This window comes from Streptomyces sp. NBC_01092, assembly GCF_045039535.1.
Classification (GTDB): Bacteria; Actinomycetota; Actinomycetes; order Streptomycetales; family Streptomycetaceae; genus Streptomyces.
Genome location: NZ_CP108659.1, coordinates 4766321 through 4784278 on the forward strand (window position 1 = coordinate 4766321; position 17958 = coordinate 4784278).

At 70.2% G+C, this 17958-nt stretch carries 17 protein-coding genes; 12 read left to right on the forward strand and 5 right to left on the reverse strand.

The annotated features are described in order from the left end of the window. Positions 1-31 precede the first annotated feature (31 nt). From OG254_RS21315 to OG254_RS21325, 3 genes are all read left to right on the forward strand, one after another. Entirely contained in the window at positions 32-1024 is a 993-nt protein-coding gene (locus OG254_RS21315) for an ArsR family transcriptional regulator (protein WP_405584032.1), read from the forward strand. Between the two features lie 9 nt (positions 1025-1033). Further along, positions 1034-1537: a glutathione peroxidase gene (locus OG254_RS21320; RefSeq protein ID WP_405584035.1), complete on the forward strand. Its 504-nt coding sequence runs from the start codon at positions 1034-1036 to the stop codon at positions 1535-1537. 67 nt (positions 1538-1604) lie between these two features. Continuing rightward, positions 1605-2474: a MerR family transcriptional regulator gene (locus OG254_RS21325; RefSeq protein ID WP_405584037.1), complete on the forward strand. Its 870-nt coding sequence runs from the start codon at positions 1605-1607 to the stop codon at positions 2472-2474. A 157-nt stretch (positions 2475-2631) separates the two neighbouring features. On the opposite strand, the gene OG254_RS21330 is transcribed toward OG254_RS21325, so the two are convergent. The 3 genes from OG254_RS21330 to OG254_RS21340 all read right to left on the reverse strand — a co-directional run bounded on the left by OG254_RS21330 (position 2632) and on the right by OG254_RS21340 (position 5027). Then, positions 2632-2823, reverse strand: coding sequence for a DUF397 domain-containing protein (locus OG254_RS21330; RefSeq protein WP_405584039.1), 192 nt, complete (start codon positions 2821-2823; stop codon positions 2632-2634). A 231-nt stretch (positions 2824-3054) separates the two neighbouring features. Then, entirely contained in the window at positions 3055-3912 is an 858-nt protein-coding gene (locus OG254_RS21335) for a helix-turn-helix domain-containing protein (RefSeq protein ID WP_405584042.1), read from the reverse strand. A gap of 359 nt (positions 3913-4271) precedes the next feature. After that, entirely contained in the window at positions 4272-5027 is a 756-nt protein-coding gene (locus tag OG254_RS21340; RefSeq protein ID WP_147999840.1) for a GPP34 family phosphoprotein, read from the reverse strand. A gap of 214 nt (positions 5028-5241) precedes the next feature. Between OG254_RS21340 and OG254_RS21345 the strand changes: the two genes are divergently transcribed. Together OG254_RS21345 and OG254_RS21350 are read left to right on the forward strand one after the other, a co-directional pair. After that, on the forward strand, positions 5242-7629 hold the full coding sequence (locus tag OG254_RS21345) for a serine hydrolase (RefSeq protein WP_405584045.1): 2388 nt from the start codon (positions 5242-5244) through the stop codon (positions 7627-7629). 196 nt (positions 7630-7825) lie between these two features. Next, a complete protein-coding gene (locus OG254_RS21350) occupies positions 7826-9682 on the forward strand; it encodes an MFS transporter (RefSeq protein WP_405584048.1) in 1857 nt (618 codons plus the stop codon). A gap of 14 nt (positions 9683-9696) precedes the next feature. Here the strand turns inward: OG254_RS21350 and OG254_RS21355 are convergent, their stop codons facing one another. Then, a complete protein-coding gene (locus tag OG254_RS21355; protein ID WP_405584051.1) occupies positions 9697-10536 on the reverse strand; it encodes a hypothetical protein in 840 nt (279 codons plus the stop codon). 75 nt (positions 10537-10611) lie between these two features. On the opposite strand from OG254_RS21355, the gene OG254_RS21360 reads away from it, so the two are divergent. The 6 genes from OG254_RS21360 (at position 10612) to OG254_RS21385 (ending at position 16400) form a co-directional block, all read left to right on the forward strand. After that, complete coding sequence (locus OG254_RS21360) at positions 10612-11397, forward strand: SDR family oxidoreductase (protein WP_405584054.1); 786 nt, start codon at positions 10612-10614, stop codon at positions 11395-11397. A gap of 151 nt (positions 11398-11548) precedes the next feature. Further along, the gene (locus tag OG254_RS21365; protein WP_405584057.1) at positions 11549-13123 is read left to right on the forward strand and encodes a sodium:solute symporter family protein; all 1575 of its coding nucleotides are present in this window, start codon (positions 11549-11551) and stop codon (positions 13121-13123) included. Between the two features lie 158 nt (positions 13124-13281). Beyond that, positions 13282-13704 carry a nuclear transport factor 2 family protein gene (locus OG254_RS21370; protein WP_405584060.1) on the forward strand — a complete coding sequence of 141 codons (423 nt, stop codon included), beginning with the start codon at positions 13282-13284 and terminating at the stop codon, positions 13702-13704. Beyond that, entirely contained in the window at positions 13704-14543 is an 840-nt protein-coding gene (locus OG254_RS21375) for an NmrA family NAD(P)-binding protein (protein WP_405584063.1), read from the forward strand. Before OG254_RS21370 ends, OG254_RS21375 begins: the two co-directional genes overlap by 1 nt. Then, the gene (locus OG254_RS21380; protein ID WP_405584065.1) at positions 14540-15748 is read left to right on the forward strand and encodes an alpha/beta hydrolase family protein; all 1209 of its coding nucleotides are present in this window, start codon (positions 14540-14542) and stop codon (positions 15746-15748) included. The genes OG254_RS21375 and OG254_RS21380 overlap by 4 nt, the downstream gene beginning before the upstream one ends. A 70-nt stretch (positions 15749-15818) precedes the next feature. Then, complete coding sequence (locus tag OG254_RS21385) at positions 15819-16400, forward strand: TetR/AcrR family transcriptional regulator (protein ID WP_405584068.1); 582 nt, start codon at positions 15819-15821, stop codon at positions 16398-16400. Between the two features lie 21 nt (positions 16401-16421). On the opposite strand, the gene OG254_RS21390 is transcribed toward OG254_RS21385, so the two are convergent. Continuing rightward, on the reverse strand, positions 16422-17024 hold the full coding sequence (locus OG254_RS21390) for a TetR/AcrR family transcriptional regulator (protein WP_405584071.1): 603 nt from the start codon (positions 17022-17024) through the stop codon (positions 16422-16424). A 95-nt stretch (positions 17025-17119) separates the two neighbouring features. Between OG254_RS21390 and OG254_RS21395 the strand changes: the two genes are divergently transcribed. After that, positions 17120-17902, forward strand: a complete 783-nt coding sequence (locus OG254_RS21395; protein ID WP_405584074.1) for a DUF2306 domain-containing protein — start codon at positions 17120-17122, stop codon at positions 17900-17902. Positions 17903-17958 lie beyond the last annotated feature (56 nt).

Here is a 17958-nt window from a genome sequence, read left to right on the forward strand (position 1 = left end):
TTCGCGCAGGAGCGAAAGGTGGTGGCCGGCGATGGGCTGGTGGCAGATCAACGCCGACACCCTCGCCGCGAGCCGTTTCGTCCTCTCACCCCTCGCCGAGACGTTCGCCGCGCTGAAGCTCCTGCACTCCGGCGCCGCCACCCACCCCGGCGAACGCGCCTGGCTCGACGCCCATCTGCCCGGCCACCGGGCCCGCCTGGCCGCCGACCCCGTCACGGCCCGGCTGGTGCGGGCCGGTCTCGGCCGGGCCTGGATCGCCGACTTCCTCACCCCGACGCCGAGGGACGGGGAGACCTTCGAGCAGGGCGTGGCCCGGATCCGTGCGGCCGACCCCGCCGAGGCCCGCGCCCACCTCACCGTCTCCCTCGCCGGCCCCCTGCCCGCAGTACTGGACCGGGACGACCTGCCCGAACGCGCCGCCGCGCTCCTCACCCACGTCTGGACCGAGGCCGTACGCCCGGACTGGGACCGGCGCCGGCGCGTCCTGGAGGCCGATGTCGTCGCCCGCACGGCGCTGGTGAGCCGGGGCGGCTGGGCGGCGGTACTGGACTCCCTGCGACCGGGCCGCACCCGCTGGCTCGGCGGCAACCGGCTCCAGGTGAACCTGCACGAGTACCCGCCCCGCGAGATCTCCGGCGCCGACCTGCTCTTCGTCCCGGTCACCCCGAAGGGCGGCTGGGTCTCCTGGGAGGCCCCCGCCCGATACGCCCTGATCTATCCGTGCGCGGGCGCCCTGACCGACCCCGGCGCCCGCGCGGTCCCCGCGAGCCTCGGCCCCCTGCTGGGGGCCACGCGCGCGGAGGTCCTCGTCCTGCTCGACACCCCGCTCAGCACGACCCAGCTGGTCGCCGTGACCGGCCAGGGACTGGGCTCGGTCGGCCGCCATCTGCGGGTGCTGCTGGACGCGGGGCTGGTGGAGCGGCGGAGGGCGGGGCGGTCGGTGCTGTACTCGCGTACGGCGGCCGGGGAGGTGCTGGTGCGGGCGGCGGGGCCGGACCACGGGTCCGACATCTACCGGAGCTAGCATCCGCTTATGACTGCTGACACCAACGCATCCCCCCTCGACATCGAGATCGGCGCCCTCAAGGGCGGTTCCGCGAACCTCTCCCAGTACGCCGGCCAGGCGGTGCTCGTCGTGAACGTCGCCTCCAAGTGCGGCCTGACCCCGCAGTACACCGGCCTGGAGAAGCTCCAGGAGCAGTACGCGGAGCGTGGCTTCACCGTGCTCGGCGTGCCCTGCAACCAGTTCATGGGCCAGGAGCCCGGCAGCGCCGAGGAGATCGCCGAGTTCTGCTCGGCGACGTACGGCGTGACCTTCCCGCTGACCGAGAAGGTCGAGGTGAACGGCGAGGGCCGGCACCCGCTCTACGACCGCCTGGTCACCGTCGCCGACGCCGAGGGGCACAGCGGCGACATCCGCTGGAACTTCGAGAAGTTCCTGATCGGCCGGGACGGCAGCGTCGTCGCCCGCTTCTCGCCGCAGACCGAGCCGGAGGCCGCCGAGCTCGTCGCGGCCATCGAGGGCCAGCTGGCCTGACCGGCCGTTGACCTTGCCCCTGGGGCAGGGCTGAGCCTCCTTGTCACCGGGCGGGACAAGCCGCCCGGTGACGGAGGATGAGGCCGTGGACGACGAACTGCTCACCATCGGGGCTTTCGCCGCGCGGGCCAGGCTCTCGGCCAAGGCACTGCGGCTGTACGACCGCCTGGGGCTGCTGGCCCCCGCGCACGTCGACGAGACCAGCGGCTACCGCTACTACCGCTCCGAGCAGATCGAGCGTGCCCGCACGGTGGCGCTGCTGCGCCAGCTGGACATGCCGCTCGCCCGGATCGCGGAGGTCGTGGAGGCCCCGGACGGGGCCTCGGCCGCCGGCCGGCTCGACGCGTACTGGGCGGATGTCGAGGCGCGGGTGGCGGGGCAGCGGACGCTCGCCGAGTACCTCCGTGGACGACTGTCGGGGAGGAATTCCGAGATGTACGAGAAGTTCGTGGTCGAGACGGTGGACGTGCCCGAGCAGGTGCTGATCACCGAGACCCGCCATGTGCTGGCGGGCGAGCTGCCGGCCTGGATCGGCGCGTCGCTGGGCAGGCTGGAAGAGGGGGCGCGGGAGTGCGGCGGCATCACGGCGGCCCCCTTCGTCGTGTACCACTCCGACGTCTCCATGGAGAGCGACGGACCGGCCGAGTCGTGCGTGCCGGTGGCCGACGAGGCGGCGGCGCGGGCGTGGGCCGAGAAGCAGGGCCGCAGGTGGGAGACGAAGGTACGCGTGGAGGCGGCCCACAAGCTCGCCTACACCCGGATCACCAAGGCTCAGGTGGCCCATCCGCAGATCCTGGCCGCCTTCGAGGCGGTGGAGCAGTGGATCCCCAAGCAGGGGCTGTGGCTGGCCGGTCCGTGCCGTGAGGTGTACTTCGCGGACTGGGAGGCGATCGGGGCCGAGGACCCGGCGTGTGACGTGGCGTTCCCGGTGAGGTGATCCGGCGGACCGCCTGATCACGGGGGCAAAACCTCACGGGGGCACAGCCGAGCCCTCTCGGCAAGGACGGCGGGCTGGTCGAGAGGGCTCTTGTGGTGCTTGTGCAGTTGTCGGTGGTGCGGTCGGTCGAGGGTGCGGGTTCAGACAGCCCCGCCCCTTACGCCTTGACCGACGCCACGAAGGTGTTCCACGCGTCCGCGGGGAACCCCAGGACGGGGCCGTCGGTCACCTTGGAGTCCCGCACCGCCATGGCCGCTGTGACCGGTGACTTGACCTCGACGCAAGCGCCGTTACCTGTCGAGTACGAGGACTTGGTCCACGTGTCCGTGGCACCCTGACGAATTGCCATGTTTGCTCCGAATTGCCAGATGTTGAGTTGCTGTCATCGCCCTGCGCGTCCGGACCGGATCCCGCAGGACGATTCACGCCAACCTTGTTGCTCGGTGGCGTGATCGACGCTACTCGCCAACATCGGCTGACGAAGCGACTATTCACTCGGGTGGGTGCATATTCCAGTGGACTCTTCCATCCCGGCCGGGCGACGGTGTACCGTGCGCGATTCTCCGGTCGGGACGGGCTCTCAGCGCGCGTACTCCTTCGCGATGTCCGCGATGAACTGGCGTGACTGCTCCACGTTCAGGGCCTGCGCCCGCAGGTGCTCGTACATCACGCTGTACTTCTGGACGTCGTTGGCCTTCTCCAGGTACAGGTCGCTGGTGACGCCCTCGATGTAGACGACGCTGGAGTCGGCCGCGTCCGGGAACTCCAGGATCGCGTACTGCCCGTTGAGGCCCGGGTGCGCGCCCATGTCGAACGGGATGACCTGCACGGTGACGTGCGGCAGCTGGGACTGCTCGACGAGTTGTTCCAGCTGGTCGCGCATGAGCGAGCGGTTGCCCACGACGCGGCGCAGGGCGGCCTCGTCCATGACGGTCCACAGCCGCAGCGGGTTCTCCTCGGTGGAGATTCGTTCCTGTCTGCGCATGCGCACCTGGACCCGTTTCTCGATCTCGGTCTGCGCCGTCTCCGGCAACGCCCCGGCGATCAGGGCCTCGGCGTACTGCTTGGTCTGCAACAGCCCCGGGACGACCTGCGGGTCGTACACCCGCAGACTCGCCGCGTCCGTCTCCAGCCCGATGTAGACGCTGTAGGGAATGTCGCCGAAGGAGTGCCACCACCCCTGCTGGCGGCTGTCCTTGGCCATCTGCATCAGCGAGTCCACGATCCGGTGGTCGTCCACCTCGTAGACCCCGCACAGGTCGCGGACGTCGCGCTGGCTGATGCTGCGCCGGCCGTTCTCCAGCCGGCTGATCTTCGACTGCGACACGAGCAGCCGCTCGGCCACTTCCTCGGCCGTCATGCCCTTGAGCTCGCGGAGCCGGCGCAGCTCCTGGCCCAGCCGGCGTCGCCTGACGGTGGGATTGACATTGGACGCCACGGGACGTGCACCTCCGGCTGCCTGCCTGCGATTGCCACTTTGCGTATCTGCTGTTGAGCAGACTGCCACCAAGGTGCTTACTACCGCTGGGAAACGGTGGATATGCGCTGCATACACGCCAGTTCGCGACATCCCCCGCACATGCGGCCGCGCGGGGTGCCGAGGCCGTGCCACCATCCGGGGATACGGATGTGCGGACGTACGGTCCCGGCACCCCGCGCGGACCAGCGGCTCCCGAACCGGTCTTGGGGACGGCGGTGCGGCGCTGCGGACGTGCGTGAAGTGCGGGTCGTGCCTGTCGTGCGTGGATCAGGCGGTGCGTGCGCCGGATCCGGTGACGCGGGTCGTGGGACTGCGGCTCAGTGGGCCACGACTCGTGCCATGGATCCTCGGCGCGGCTGCACCGGAACGCCACGGGCGGGTTCCGCCGCGGCCCTGCCTCCGGGTGCGGCCTGCCGGCCGGCCGGTGCCGGGCTGCGACGTGGCTGCGCCGCCGCGCCGTTCTGGACGTCCATCACGGCGTGCGCGACGAGACCGCCCATGGGGTCGTGCCTGATCAGATCCCTGAGCCGGGACCGAGAGGACCGCCCCTCGTTCCCCGGGTACAGGTGCTTGCCGAGGCCTACCGCGTGTGCCAGTGCGGCGAGCGCAGCGGTCCGCGGGTCCGGCGGTACGCCGGTGCGGATCGCCGAGTCCAGACGGGCCCTGATCTCCCGGCTGATCTCGTTGTCCGTCGCTTGGTAGCGAGTCGTCGGCAACACCCCGCACATCTGGCCGGCCACGGCATGCACCATGCCGCACCTCTCCAGATGCGAGAGATAGGTCTGGCGCAGCCCCAGCCGGGGCCCGCCAATCCAGTGGACGGCACGCACGGGAGCGCCACGCCTTCGTAGCAACTCCAACGCGCAGTCCAGTGTTGGATCTCCAGTCGGCCGTGGTGCCACCACGGCGATACGATCCCCGTCTGGGGCTATCCGTCCGGCCAGCGCCAGCTCCACTAGCTGTGCTCCGGCCAGACCGAGGTCGAGCGACTGCGGCTGTGCGGTGGTACCCGTGGCCGGGTCCAACGCCAGCAGCAGAAGCTCCTCCGGAAGTGTTCTGCGGCTCCTGCCCATCCATGCCTCCCCGCGTGGATGAAAGACAGGGTGACCCCTCTCACATTCATCTGTCGAGAGTGCGTGACCGGTTCGTGAGGGAACCGGTAGGTATGTCGTTCTCGTCTACCGCGTCAGCAGAGCGCCGCGCACAGGACACTGGTACATGGTTCGGACAGCGGCACGGGGTCGTGCGGACACTGTGTCCGGGCGGCGGCACATGGAGGAGGCATCGGTGGCGGGCGAGTCCCCCGACAGGTCCAAGCAGCGCGAGTCGTCGGCAGAATCGACGTCGGGGAGCGCGATTCCGGTTCCCGAATCCAGGCCCGAACCCGAGGGGGGCGCCGAGAAGCGCGACCCGCGCCTCGCGGTGGCCCGGGAGACCAAGACATCCCGAAGCACGGTGGACACGGCAACCCAAGTCCTGTCCCGCCGCGAGCTGGAGTCCGTACGGGCCGAGCCGGCGGCAGCCGAGGACACCCAGGACGCGGACAAGGGCGAGGGCTCGGGTGACGCCGAGCCCGCGTCGAACGACGATCGGCTGAAGGCAGCCGTGGCGGCCTGGGTGGCTTCCACGGACGGCGAGGACGCCAAGGACGACGCCGAGCCCGCCGAGGGCGCCACGGATGAGCCCTCTGAGGCTCCTGAGGCCTCTGAGGCCCCTGAGACACCCGAGGCCACCGCCGACGCCGACGAGGCCGCTGACGCCACCTCGGAGGACTCCACCGGGGCCACGACAACCGACGCGACGGAAGCCACTGAACCGGCCGACGAGGCCGCGGTCGCCGAGCCGGCCGACGAAGCCGAGGTCGCCGAGCCGGCCGACGAAGCCGCGGACGCCAAGCCCGCCGACGAAGCCGCGGACGCCAAGCCCGCCGACACGGACGAAGCCGACACAGCCGCACCCGCACCCGCACCCGCACCCGCCGACGGCGAGGACGACCCTCAGGGGCCACCCGCACCCGGCGACGAGAGCCGCACGGGTGGTGCGGGTGGGAACACCGAGGCCGAGGGCGAAGCCGAGGCCGAGGCCGTCGATCAGCCGACCGCCATCTTCAAGGCCGTACGCCCCACGAAGCCGCACGTAGACCAGCCCACCACCATGCTGAAGGCCCCCCAGCCCGAGGCCGAGGCCGAGACCCCCTCCGAGCGCACCAGCAAGTTCGTCGCGCTCAAGCCGGACATCCGCACGGACGCCCCCAAGCCCCCGAGCACGCCGAGCACGCCGAGCACGCCGAGCACGCCGAGCGCCCCGGAGACCCCCAAGCCCCCGGTCACCCCGGACGTCACCGCCGCCGTCCCCCAGGTCGGCCCCGAGCGCACGACCCAGCAGCCGCTGCCCCCCAGGCCCCCGCTCGACCTGCTCGCCGAGCTGACGAACACCCCGCCGCCCCCGGACACCCCGGTGCGGACAGCCATCCGGCGGGTCAAGATCTGGACGCCCCTGGTGATCCTGCTCGCGATCGTCTTCGCGGTCGTCCAGTCCGTGCGCCCGGTCCCGGCCCCCACCCTCGACCTCACGGCCAAGGACTCCTACACCTTCGACGGCGGCAAGATCGACATCCCGTGGCCCGCCGACGGCCAGGCCGCCCTGGACGTCGACGGCATCGGCACCTTCGGCTCCTCCGGCGACCAGAAGCCCGTCCCGATCGCCAGCGTCGCCAAGGTCATGACGGCGTACGTCATCCTCAAGGACCGCAAGCTGGGCAGCGGCGAGGAGGGCCCGAACATCAAGATCGACCAGGCCGCCGAGGACCAGTCGAACGCGGGCCAGGAATCCACCGTCAACGTCACCACGGGCGACGAGATCTCCCAGCGCGAGGCCCTGGAGAGCATCCTGATCGCATCCGCGAACAACGTGGCCCGCCTGCTGGCCCGTTGGGACGCCGGCTCCGAGAAGGCCTTCGTGGCGAAGATGAACGCCGCCGCCGAGAAGCTCGGCATGACGAACACGACGTACACCGACCCCTCCGGCCTGAACGACACCACCGTCAGCACCGCCGTGGACCAGGTGAAGCTGGCCAAGGCCGCGATGGAGGAGCCCGCCTTCCGCGAGGTCGCCGCGATGATGTCGTACGACGACTACAAGGGGACGAACCACTCCAACTGGAACCAGCTGGTCGGCAAGAACGACGTCGTCGGTATCAAGACCGGCACCACCACCTCCGCCCTCGGCAACCTCGTGTTCGCCGCGAAGAAGGAGATCGGCGGCGAGACCCGCACCATCGTCGGCGCGGTCGTCCGCCAGCCCGCCGGCGGCCCGGAGAACACCATCCTCAGCGCCGCGCTGGACGGCGGTGACCAGCTCATCCGCGCCGCCCAGGGCGCGCTGGAGTCGGCGACGATCCTGAAGAAGGGCGACGTCGTCGGATACGTCGACGACGGCCTCGGCAACCGCACCGCGGTCGTCGCCACCAAGGACGTCACGGCGGTCGGCTGGTCGGGCCTGAAGGTGAAGCTGACCTTCGCGCCCGACGAGGTGCCGCACACCGCGAAGGCCGGCACCAAGGTGGGCACGCTCACCGTGGGCGACGGCAGCAACGGCGCGGTCAAGGTCCCGGTCGCCCTCCAGACCGAGCTGACCGAGCCGGGCTTCGCGGACAAGCTGACCCGTATCGGCTGACCCCGGGGCATCGGAAGGTACCCCCTCGCAGCCCGCCGACGGCGCTCGTCGGCGGGCTGCGTGCTAGCGTCACGAAACGGGCAGGCCGTCGCTCACAAGGCGCGGCCGGAGAACCTTCAGGGTCTGAGCCGACAACGCGCGGGAAACGGGACGCGGCCAGAACAGAAGACGGGACAGCACGGGGAGTGCCTCAGACGTGGCCACAGCGGAGCCGACACGCGCCGACGACGCCGATCCGGGACGGGGAGCCGGTCCGCGAATACGCGTACCCGCGCCACGCTCGGGAGAGAGCCGTAGCCCCGCGCAGGACAGACCCCCGTCCCGTCTGACCGCCGCCGTCGCCACCCTGCGTGAGCGTCTGCTGCGTCACCCGGTGCTGTCGATCACGACCCTGGCCGGGCTGCTCCACATCATCTGGTTCTTCACGTTCGCGAACAGCGGCGGCGATCTCGCGGCTCAGGACGCCTGGGCCGAGTTCGTCGGCCGGCACCCGGACTCGGCCTACAACCTGGCCTGGTACGGCGGTATGCACCCGGTGTCGTACAGCGTGGTCTCGCCGTATCTGATGTCGGTCCTCGGTGTCCGTACGACGATGATGATCGCGGGGACCATCTCCGCGGGCCTGCTGACGCTGGTACTCATCCGCAGCCGGTCGGTGAAGAACCCGCTGTGGGCCGCGCTCGCCGGGGTCTTCGGGCTGATCGCCAACGCGATCTCCGGGCGGGTGACCTTCGGCCTGGGCACGATGTTCGCGCTGGGCGCTCTCGCCGTCGTCTTCTGCTGGCCGTACCGCTGGCGCTACAAACGCTGGGCGAAGGCGCTGTGCGCGGCCCCGCTGGCCGCGCTCGCCACCATGTCGTCGCCGGTCGCCGGGCTGTTCGTGGGCTTCGTGGCGGTGGCGCTGTTCCTGCAGAAGCGGCGGCCGGGCGCCTGGGCGCTGGGGATCGCGCCGACCGCGGTCGTGGCCGTTTCGGCCTGGCTGTTCCCGTTCTCCGGCACCCAGCCGATGGTGATCGGCTCGGTGCTCCTGCCGCTGCTGTGTGCCGTCGTGACCTTCGTGATCGTGCCCGCGGAGTGGAAGACGGTCCGGCTGGTGTCCGCCGTCTACGGACTCTCGGTCGTCCTGGTCTGGGTGGTCAGCTCGCAGATCGGCTCCAACATCACGCGGCTGGCGATGCTGTTCGCGGGGACGGCCCTGGTGGCCGCGCTGCCCTACACGGTGCCGCGCTCGCGCAAGTGGTACGCGGGCGTGCTGGCGCTGGTCACCTTCGCCGGCTGGATCGGCTACAAGACCGTCGACGACATCATCCACGCCGCCCCGGCCGCGTCCTGGGCACGCGAGCTGGCGCCGCTCGTCAACGAGCTCCAGGAGGTCGGCGCCGAGAAGGGCCGGGTGGAGGTCGTGCCGGCCCGCTCCCACCGCGAGGCCTCCGCGCTCGCGCCGTACGTGAACCTGGCCCGCGGCTGGAACCGCCAGGCCGACATGGAGCGCAACCCCCTCTTCTACGACGACACCCTCAACTCCGCGAACTATCGCGAGTGGCTCAAGCGCTGGGCCGTGCACTTCGTGGTGCTGCCCAAGGACGAGCCGGACCCCTCGGCGGCGGAGCGCGAGCGGGAGCTGGTGCAGCGCGGCATGCCGTATCTGACGCAGGTGTGGGGCGACGCGAACTGGCAGCTGTTCCAGGTGACCGACCCGGCGCCGCTCGCCGAGCCGAACGCCGTCGTCGAGCGTGCCGAGCAGGGCGAGATGACGATGCGGGTCAGCAAGCCGGGGCATGTCCTCATCCGGATCCCCTATTCGCCCTGGTTGGGCCTCGTCGACGCGGACGGCAAGAAGCTCGATCCGCCGCAGGAGACGGAGGCGTCCAAGAACCGTCCCGACGGCGAGCCGAAGTCGTACGACAACGTCAACGGCTGTCTGATGGAGACGGAGGAGGACGCGATGGGCGACAAGTGGACGATGCTGGTCGCTCCGCGGGCGGGCGAGTACCGGCTCGCGGCGCCGTACACGTTCTCGCGCGGGACGGCGTGTCCGGAGGAGCTGCGCTGACCGGCCCGCGTTGATCAGCGCAGGCCGGCCACATACCGGTCCGTGCCGGGCACCGTGGGGATGAAGGGCGCGACGAGTTCCACCCGCCCCAGCCCTGCTTCCTCCACCACCGCGTCCAGGCCCGTGAAGCGGTCCTCCCAGCACTCCCTCGGATCCGCCTCCAGGAACCACAGCAGGGTCAGCCGCGTGTCCACCCCCTCGACCTGCTTGACGTACGACATCCGGTCGAGGGGAAGCGGCGTGGGCCGGAAGATCGTCACCATGGCGGCCGGGGAACCCGTCAGGCGCTTGGGGAGGTGACGGGCGCGCAGCCACTCCAGCAGTTCGGTGCGCCGCTCCGGTGACTCGGCGTCGATGACCTGCACCACCAGGCCCGCGTAGGGGTGGTCCAGGGCGTGGAAGTCGCGGGGGCCGGCCGCGCCGTCGCGGTACACGGTCGTCTCGAGGTCCTGGAAGGCCGTGAAGACGTGGGTGCGGTCCTGGTAGACGCGGGCGTCGCGGTTCAGGCGCTTGTTGATGGACACCGTCCATCGCATGTGGTCGGCGTAGCGGCCGGCGGTGATCCAGTACGTGGAGATGTAGCAGCCGGCGGTGACCGGCTGGGCGACGGCCGACTTCTCCGGGTAGCGCAGGAGTTGCAGGTCCCTGGTCGCCACCCAGCGGCGGCCCGCGTACATCCAGGGCATCGCCATCGCGCCGGCGTAGTAGTGGTCGTCCTCGTACCAGCGGTTGTAGGCGTACTCATGGCCCGGGTGCGGTTCGACCATGGTGATCAGGGCGTGGCCCGGGTGGACTCCGTACGGGCCGACGGCGGCCAGTTCGGCGTACGTCTCGCTACGGGTGTCCTCGCTCATGCGGTTCCCCTTTCCTCGGCTCGCCCATACTCTGACGCTCCGTCAGATATTGCGCCAGAGTCGGGAGGCAGCGGAATGTCACTGCTCGCGGGCAAGACCGTCGTCGTATCGGGAGTCGGCGCGGGGCTCGGTCACCAGGTCGCCGCGGCGGTCGTACGGGACGGCGGGAACGCCGTGCTCGGGGCGCGTACGGAGGCGAACCTGGCGAAGAGCGCGGCCGAGATCGATCCCGACGGGGCGCACACGGCGTACCGGGCGACCGACATCACCGACGAGGGACAGTGCGAGGAGCTCGCCGCGCTGGCGCGCGAGCGGTTCGGGGGGATCGACGGGGTGGTCCATGTCGCCGCCTGGGACTCCTACTTCGGCGGCATCGAGGACGCGGACTTCGCCACCTGGCAGTCGGTGATCGACGTGAACCTGCTGGGGTCGCTGCGGATGACGCGGGCCTGTCTGCCGGCGCTGAAGGAGGGCGGGGGCTCGGTGGTGTTCATCGGCACCCAGTCCTCCGTGGCGGCCCCCTCCCAGGTGCGGCAGGCGGCCTACGCCGCGTCCAAGGGCGCCCTCACCAGCGCCATGTACTCCCTGGCCCGGGAGCTCGGGCCGCTTCGGATCCGGGTCAACACCGTGCTGCCGGGCTGGATGTGGGGGCCGCCGGTGCAGGCGTTCGTCCAGTTCACGGCGCATACGGAGGGCGCGGCGGAGGAGGACGTACTGAAGCGGCTGACGGAGCGGATGGCGCTTCCGGAACTGGCCACGGACGGGGATGTCGCGAACGCCGCGGTGTTCCTCGCGTCGGATCTGGCGCGAGCGATCACGGGGCAGTCGCTGTTGGTGAATGCGGGGGAGTTGATGCGCTGAGGCACGCTTTGGGATGTTCATGTGTGTGAACACAGGTCATCACTCAGAACAATTTTACCTTCTGTTGACCTGACGTGAGCTTGTCGTGCCCGCGGCACCCTACCCACCATGGGCAAGCCGTTCACAGGACGGAACCCGGGGAAGGGGTCTCATGAACAGTCTCGACTGGGCCGTGCTCATCGGCTACTTCGGCGTGATGGTGGCGATCGGAGTCTGGTCGCACAAGCGAGTGGACAACGTCAGCGACTTCTTCACCGCGGGCGGCAAGATGCCGTGGTGGCTGTCCGGCATCTCGCATCACATGTCCGGATACAGCGCGGTGATGTTCACCGGGTACGCGGGCATCGCCTACACGTACGGCGTCACGTCCTTCGTCACCTGGTCCTTCCCCATCGCGCTGGGCATCGCCATCGGCTCGAAGCTGTTCGCGCCGCGCATCAACCGGCTGCGCTCACGGCTCCATGTGGCCTCGCCGCTGGAGTACCTGAAGAACCGCTACGACCTGAAGACCCAGCAGGCGCTGGCCTGGTCCGGCATGCTGCTGAAGATCGTGGACGTGGGCGCGAAGTGGGCCGCGATCGCCACCCTGTTGTCGGTGTTCACGGGTGTGTCGCTGAACCAGGGCATCCTCATCACCGGTTGCATCACCGCCATCTACTGCACGATCGGCGGCCTGTGGGCCGACGCGCTCACCGAACTCGGCCAGTTCGTCATCCAGTTGCTGGCCGGTGTCGCGATGTTCGTCGCGGTGATCATGGAGCTGAACGACAAGGGCATCGGCTTCCTCGACGCCTGGGACCGGCCGGAGCTGCAGGGCCACGGTGAGCCGCTGGTCGGGCCGTACGGCACGGTCTTCCTGCTCGCGTTCCTCTTCATCAAGCTCTTCGAGTACAACGGCGGCATGCTCAACCAGGCCCAGCGCTACATGGCCACGGCCACCCCGCGCGAGGCCGAGCGCTCGGCACGCCTCTCGGCGATCCTGTGGCTGGTCTGGCCGGTGGTGCTGTTCTTCCCGATGTGGATGTCGCCGCTGCTGGTCGAGTCGCAGAAGGCGGACGGCTCCGACTCGTACGGCCTGATGACCGAACAGCTGCTGCCGCACGGCCTGTTGGGCCTGGTCATCGTCGGATTCTTCTCGCACACGATGGCCATGTGCTCCTCCGACGCCAACGCGATCGCGGCCGTGTTCACCCGGGACGTGGCGCCGGTGCTGTCGAAGCAGGCACGGGCATGGAGCGAGCGGTCCGGCCTGGTCGCGGCACGGGTGACCACGGTCGTCTTCCTCGGCCTGTCGATGGCCGTGGCGACCCAGGTCAACTCCCCCACCTTCAAGGACATCATCACCGTCGTGATCAAGTGGGTCGCCGGTCTCATGGGCCCGATCGCCATCCCGATGATGCTGGGCCTGCTGCGCCCGTTCCGCCGGTCCGGCCCGACGGCCGCGCTCACCAGCTGGTCGATGGGCCTGCTCGCCTTCTGGCTGGTCAACTACCCGATCAGCTGGGCCATCGAGGGCGGGGTACCGCTGCAGTACCAGGTCTCCATCCCGCTGGCGGTCTCGCTCGTCCTGTACATCCTCATCGGCTACGCGAAGCCCGAGGACACCCCGGAGCGGCTCGCGGTCATCGAGCGCATCAACACCGACGACGACGGAGCCGCGGCGGCCGCGGTGCCGGCGCCGGCGGGTGAGGTGGAGGACACCGTGGGGACGCGCACGAAGGACTGAGTTCACGGGCCGGGTGCGCCGCCCTCTTGCTAAGCGGACCGACAGTCCGTATGGTTCACGCCATGCGGACCGTCGGTCCGTTTCCATTGGGCGGCCCTGCCCGTCCTGACCGGCGGGCCGGGACCACTGCGACTTCGAGCAGAACGGAAGCCTTGATCATGCCGACCCCCGTGACACCCGCAGAGCTGTACCGCCACGGTCTGCAACTGCTGCTCCAGAAGGACATCCCCGGCTGGGTGGACCTGTGGGACGACAGCGGCGTCCTCGAATTCCCCTTCGCACCCAAGGGCTGGCCCCCGCGCCTCGAAGGCAAGGCCGCGGTCGCCGACTACATGCGCCACTACCCCGACCACGTCGACCTGCACGACTTCCCCGACGTGAAGATCCATCAGACCACCGACCCCGAGACGATCGTGGTGGAGATGCGCGGGGTCGGCCGCCTGGTGGAGACCGACAGCCCCTTCGACATGACCTACATCGCCGTGGTCACCGTCAAGGACGGGCTCATCACCTCCTACCGCGACTACTGGAACCCCCTCGCCGTGTCCGAGCCCGGTGCCGACTTCGCAGGAGCGAACTGATGAACACCCCCAGCGCCACCCTGGTCATCGGGGCCACCGGCACCACCGGCCGCCGTGTCACCGCCGGTTTGACCGAGAAGGGCCACCGCGTGAAGGCGGCCGGCCGGAGCGCCACCCCGGTGGAGGGTGCGCAGGCCGTCCGCTTCGACTGGAACGAGCCCGCGACCTGGGACGAGGCTCTGACCGGCGTCGACCGTGCCTACCTCATCCCGCCCATCGGCTCCTCCGACCCGGCCGCGGTCATGCTGCCCTTCCTGCGCAAGGCAGTTGCGGCGGGCATGCGTCGCGCGGTGCTGCTCAGCTCGTCCGCGATCCCCGCGGGCGGTCCGGCGGTGGGCCAGGTCCACGAGGAGCTGCCCGGCCTGTTCGAGGAGTGGGCGGTGCTGCGGCCCTCCTGGTTCATGCAGAACTTCACCGGCTCCACCCCCCACGCGCGCAGCATCCGCGAGGACGGCGCCATCCTGACGGCCTCGGGAGACGGCCGTGTCGGATTCATCGACGCCGACGACATCGCCGCCGTCGCCGTACGCGCCCTGACCGACGAGAAGGCTCCCCACACGGACCTGATCCTGACCGGGCCGCAGACGCTGAGCTACGGCGATGTCGCGGCGACCATCTCCGAGGTGACCGGCCGGTCCGTCGTGCACAAGCACCTGACCTTCGAGGAACTGCGCGACCGCTGGGCCGCCGAGATCCCGCTCGACTTCGCCGGCATGCTGGCCGGCCTGGACCGCGCCATCGCGGGCGGGGCCGAGGACCGCACCACGGACACCGTCGAGCGCCTCACCGGCCGGCCCCCGGGCACGCTCCGGGCCTTCGTCGAACGGGAGGTCAAATGAAACAGCTGATGTTCCAGGACGATCCGGCGTTCTGGTTCGAGACCCTGCGCAACCTGGGCCTCGCGGCGTACGGGGGCTCGGACGTCGGCGAGGTCATCGCCACCGCCTCCCGCGTCACTTCCGGCGACTACGACGGCTGGCACGACGCCTGGCTGTCCACCGCCGAGCGCCTGGAGTCCGAGGCGCGCGCGGCCCACCCCGTCAGTGCGCGCGACGGACTTCTGCGGGCCTCCACCTACTACCGGGCGGCCGAGTTCTTCCTCCACGGCGACCCCGACGACCCGCGGATCGACCACGCCTACGCACGCGGCGTCGCCTGCTTCCGCGACGCCATCGCCCCTCTCCCCGACATCACGCCCGTGGAGATCCCGTACGAGAACACCGTGCTGCACGGCTACTTCTACCGCGCGGCGGGCAGCGGCACGGACCCGCGGCCGACGCTGGTGATGCACAACGGATTCGACGGCGCCGCCGAGGAACTGCACTTCTTCGGCGCGCTCGGCGGGCAGGAACGCGGCTACCACGTCCTCACGTTCGACGGCCCCGGACAGCCCGCCGCCATCCATCGCGACGGGTTGGTGTTCCGGCCGGACTGGGAGAACGTGGTCGGTCCTGTCCTGGACTTCCTCACCCAGGACCCGGGCGTCGATCCGGCCCGCATCGCGCTGCTCGGCGTCAGTCTCGGCGGCTACCTCGCCCCCCGCGCGGCCGCCTACGAGCCGCGCCTGGCCGCCGTCGTCGCCCTCGACGGTGTCTTCGACGCGGTCTCCGCCCTGACCGCGCACCTTCCGCTGCCGCACGAGGAAGCCGTCCGGCGCGCGGTCGCCGAGCACGACGAGGAACTGGACCGCATGCTCGCCGACGCCCGCGCACGGAACCCGATCCTGCGCTGGGCCTTCGACCACGGCCGCTACGTCACCAGGTCGAAGACCGACCGGGAGTTCCTCGCGGAGTACGCCCGCTACACCTTCGGCGACGGCAGCGCGAAGAAGATCACCTGCCCGGTGCTGGTGTGCGAGGCGACCGACGACCTGTACTACTCCGCCGCCGGGGAATCCGATCCGCGCGAGCTCTACCGGCACCTCACCGCTCCCAGGACGCTGCTGAGCTTCACCGAGGAGGAAGGCGGCGACGCCCACTGTCACCCGGGCGCCATCCGGCTGGCGGTCGCGCGGATCTTCGACTGGCTCGACGACACGATCTGACGCGCCGCTCACCTGAAGCGGCCGAATATCATCCCGGGGGCCGGGAAAGGCCGATGACCGAGGAGGACCTGTGGCCCAGCGCACTGAGCGCGCGGATGCCCTGCGCAACCGAGAAGCCGTCCTGGCCGCTGCCGACGCCCTTTTCGCCGCCAGCAGCAGCCCCCGCAGTGTGTCGATGGACGACATCGCGGCGGCCGCGGGCGTGGGCAAGGGCACCCTCTTCCGGCGCTTCGGCGACCGCGCCGGACTGATCGGTGCCGTGATCGCCTCCCGCCTCGAACCTCTGCAGCAAGCCGTGCGAGAGGTGCAGGACGGGGCCGAGCACTCACCGCGGCAGCAGGTGCTGGACCTCCTCGACGCCTCGCTGCGCTTCAAGATCGAGAACCGGAACCTCATGACGGCCGCGGAGGACGTCGGGCTCAGCAGCCCCTACCAGGCCGAGCACTACGGCTGGTGGCACGGGATGCTGCGTGCGTCGCTGGATCAGGTGCCCGGCGTCCACGACGCGGACTTCGCCGCGCACGCGCTGCTGGCCACCGTCCGCGCCGACCTCGTGGCACACCTGATCGACGACGGGAAGATGACATCCGACGGCCTGCGCGCCTCGCTCGCGGCCTATGTCGACAGCGTCCTCGGCGCGGGCTCCGCCTGAGAACCTTCGCGGGCCATCCGGCTACAGCCCGAACATCGCCGACAGGGTGCTGTTGGCGAGGTCTTCGGGAGCTTCGTCCATGCCGAACCTCTGGTGGGGTCGGCGCAGGCCGAGCACCGCGAGGCCGTGCAGGGTGGCCCAGATGGACCTGGCCATCAACTCCGGTGACGGCTTCACCGGAATGAGGGCGACCGCCTGGGCGCCGACGACCGCCCCGAGGAGCACCTCGAAGGAGTCGTGACCGACCGGGTCGGCGCCCGGCTGACTGCGGAACATGGTGACGAACAGGTCGGGGTGGTCGTGCGCGAAGCGCACATACGCCCCGCCCAGCCGCAGCAGCTGCTCACGCGGGTCGGCCGTGTCCGCCGCCGTCTGCGCGAGGCGCTCGTGCAGGGTGGCGTAACCCTGGTCGGCCACCGCGGCCAACAGCTCGTCCTTGCCGCTGAAGTGGCGGTAGGGCGCGGCGGTGCTGACACCGGCCCGGCGTGCGACCTCGTTGAGACTGAACTGCTCGTGCCCGCGCTCGGCAAGGATCTCCCGGGCCCCGTCGATCAGCGCCTGCCGCAATGCGCCGTGGTGGTACGTCGCCCGTGTCACCTGCCGCCCCTTCTTCCCGTCATCCATGTTACCGATTCTAACATCGGCTGCTATGTTAGAGACGTTCACATCGAACCCGAGGAACACGACGTGGAACACGCCGAGGAACAAGAGGAGTTCGGATGACTTCCCTCGCACCCCCCGCACGGAGCAACAAGCAGTCCCTGCGCAGGCGTTCGCGGTGGAGCTGGGCCTGGGTGGTCCTGTCCTCGCTGGCGATCTCCGGCTTTTTCGTCGGCCAGTACGCCCAGGGCACGCTCAACTCACTGGCGCACCAGGAGGTCGGTCTCGCGGCTGACTACGCCTCCCGTCCGCTGCCGATCCAGATCGCCTTCTACCTGCACATCGTCTTCGCGGGGCTGGCGTTGGCGCTCGGCCCGTGGCAGTTCGCCAAGCGACTGCGCGGGCGCCGTCCCGGGGTCCACCGCGGGATCGGCCGCGCGTATCTGGTGAGCGTCGCGATCGGCTCGGGCACCGGGTTGCTGATGTCGATGTTCAGCACGGTGGGCCTGCTGGGCTTCTTCGGCTTCGCGGCGCTGTCGGTGCTGTGGGGATGGACGGCCTGGCGCGGGTACCGGGCCATCCGTGACGGTGACATACGCAGCCACCAGGCATGGATGATCCGGAACTTCGCACTCACCTACGCGGCGGTCACCCTGCGGTTGTGGTTCGGGGTGCTGATCTTCGTCCAACTGCCCTTCGTCCACGGCGAGAACCGCTTCGACACGATCCTGGCCGAGGCGTACGCCCCGCTGCCCTTCCTGTGCTGGCTGCCCAACATCGTCGTCGCCGAATGGATGATCCGCCGCCGCGGCCTGCCCGCGCTGCACCTCACCACGTCCCCGACGCCGTCCCCTGTGCCAGGTCGCGGCACAGCCTCCGGACGAGCCGCGACCACCGATTAGCCGGCCCTGGCCGGCCCGCGCACGACGACAGGCAGCCGACCGGGGGGTCACCCGCG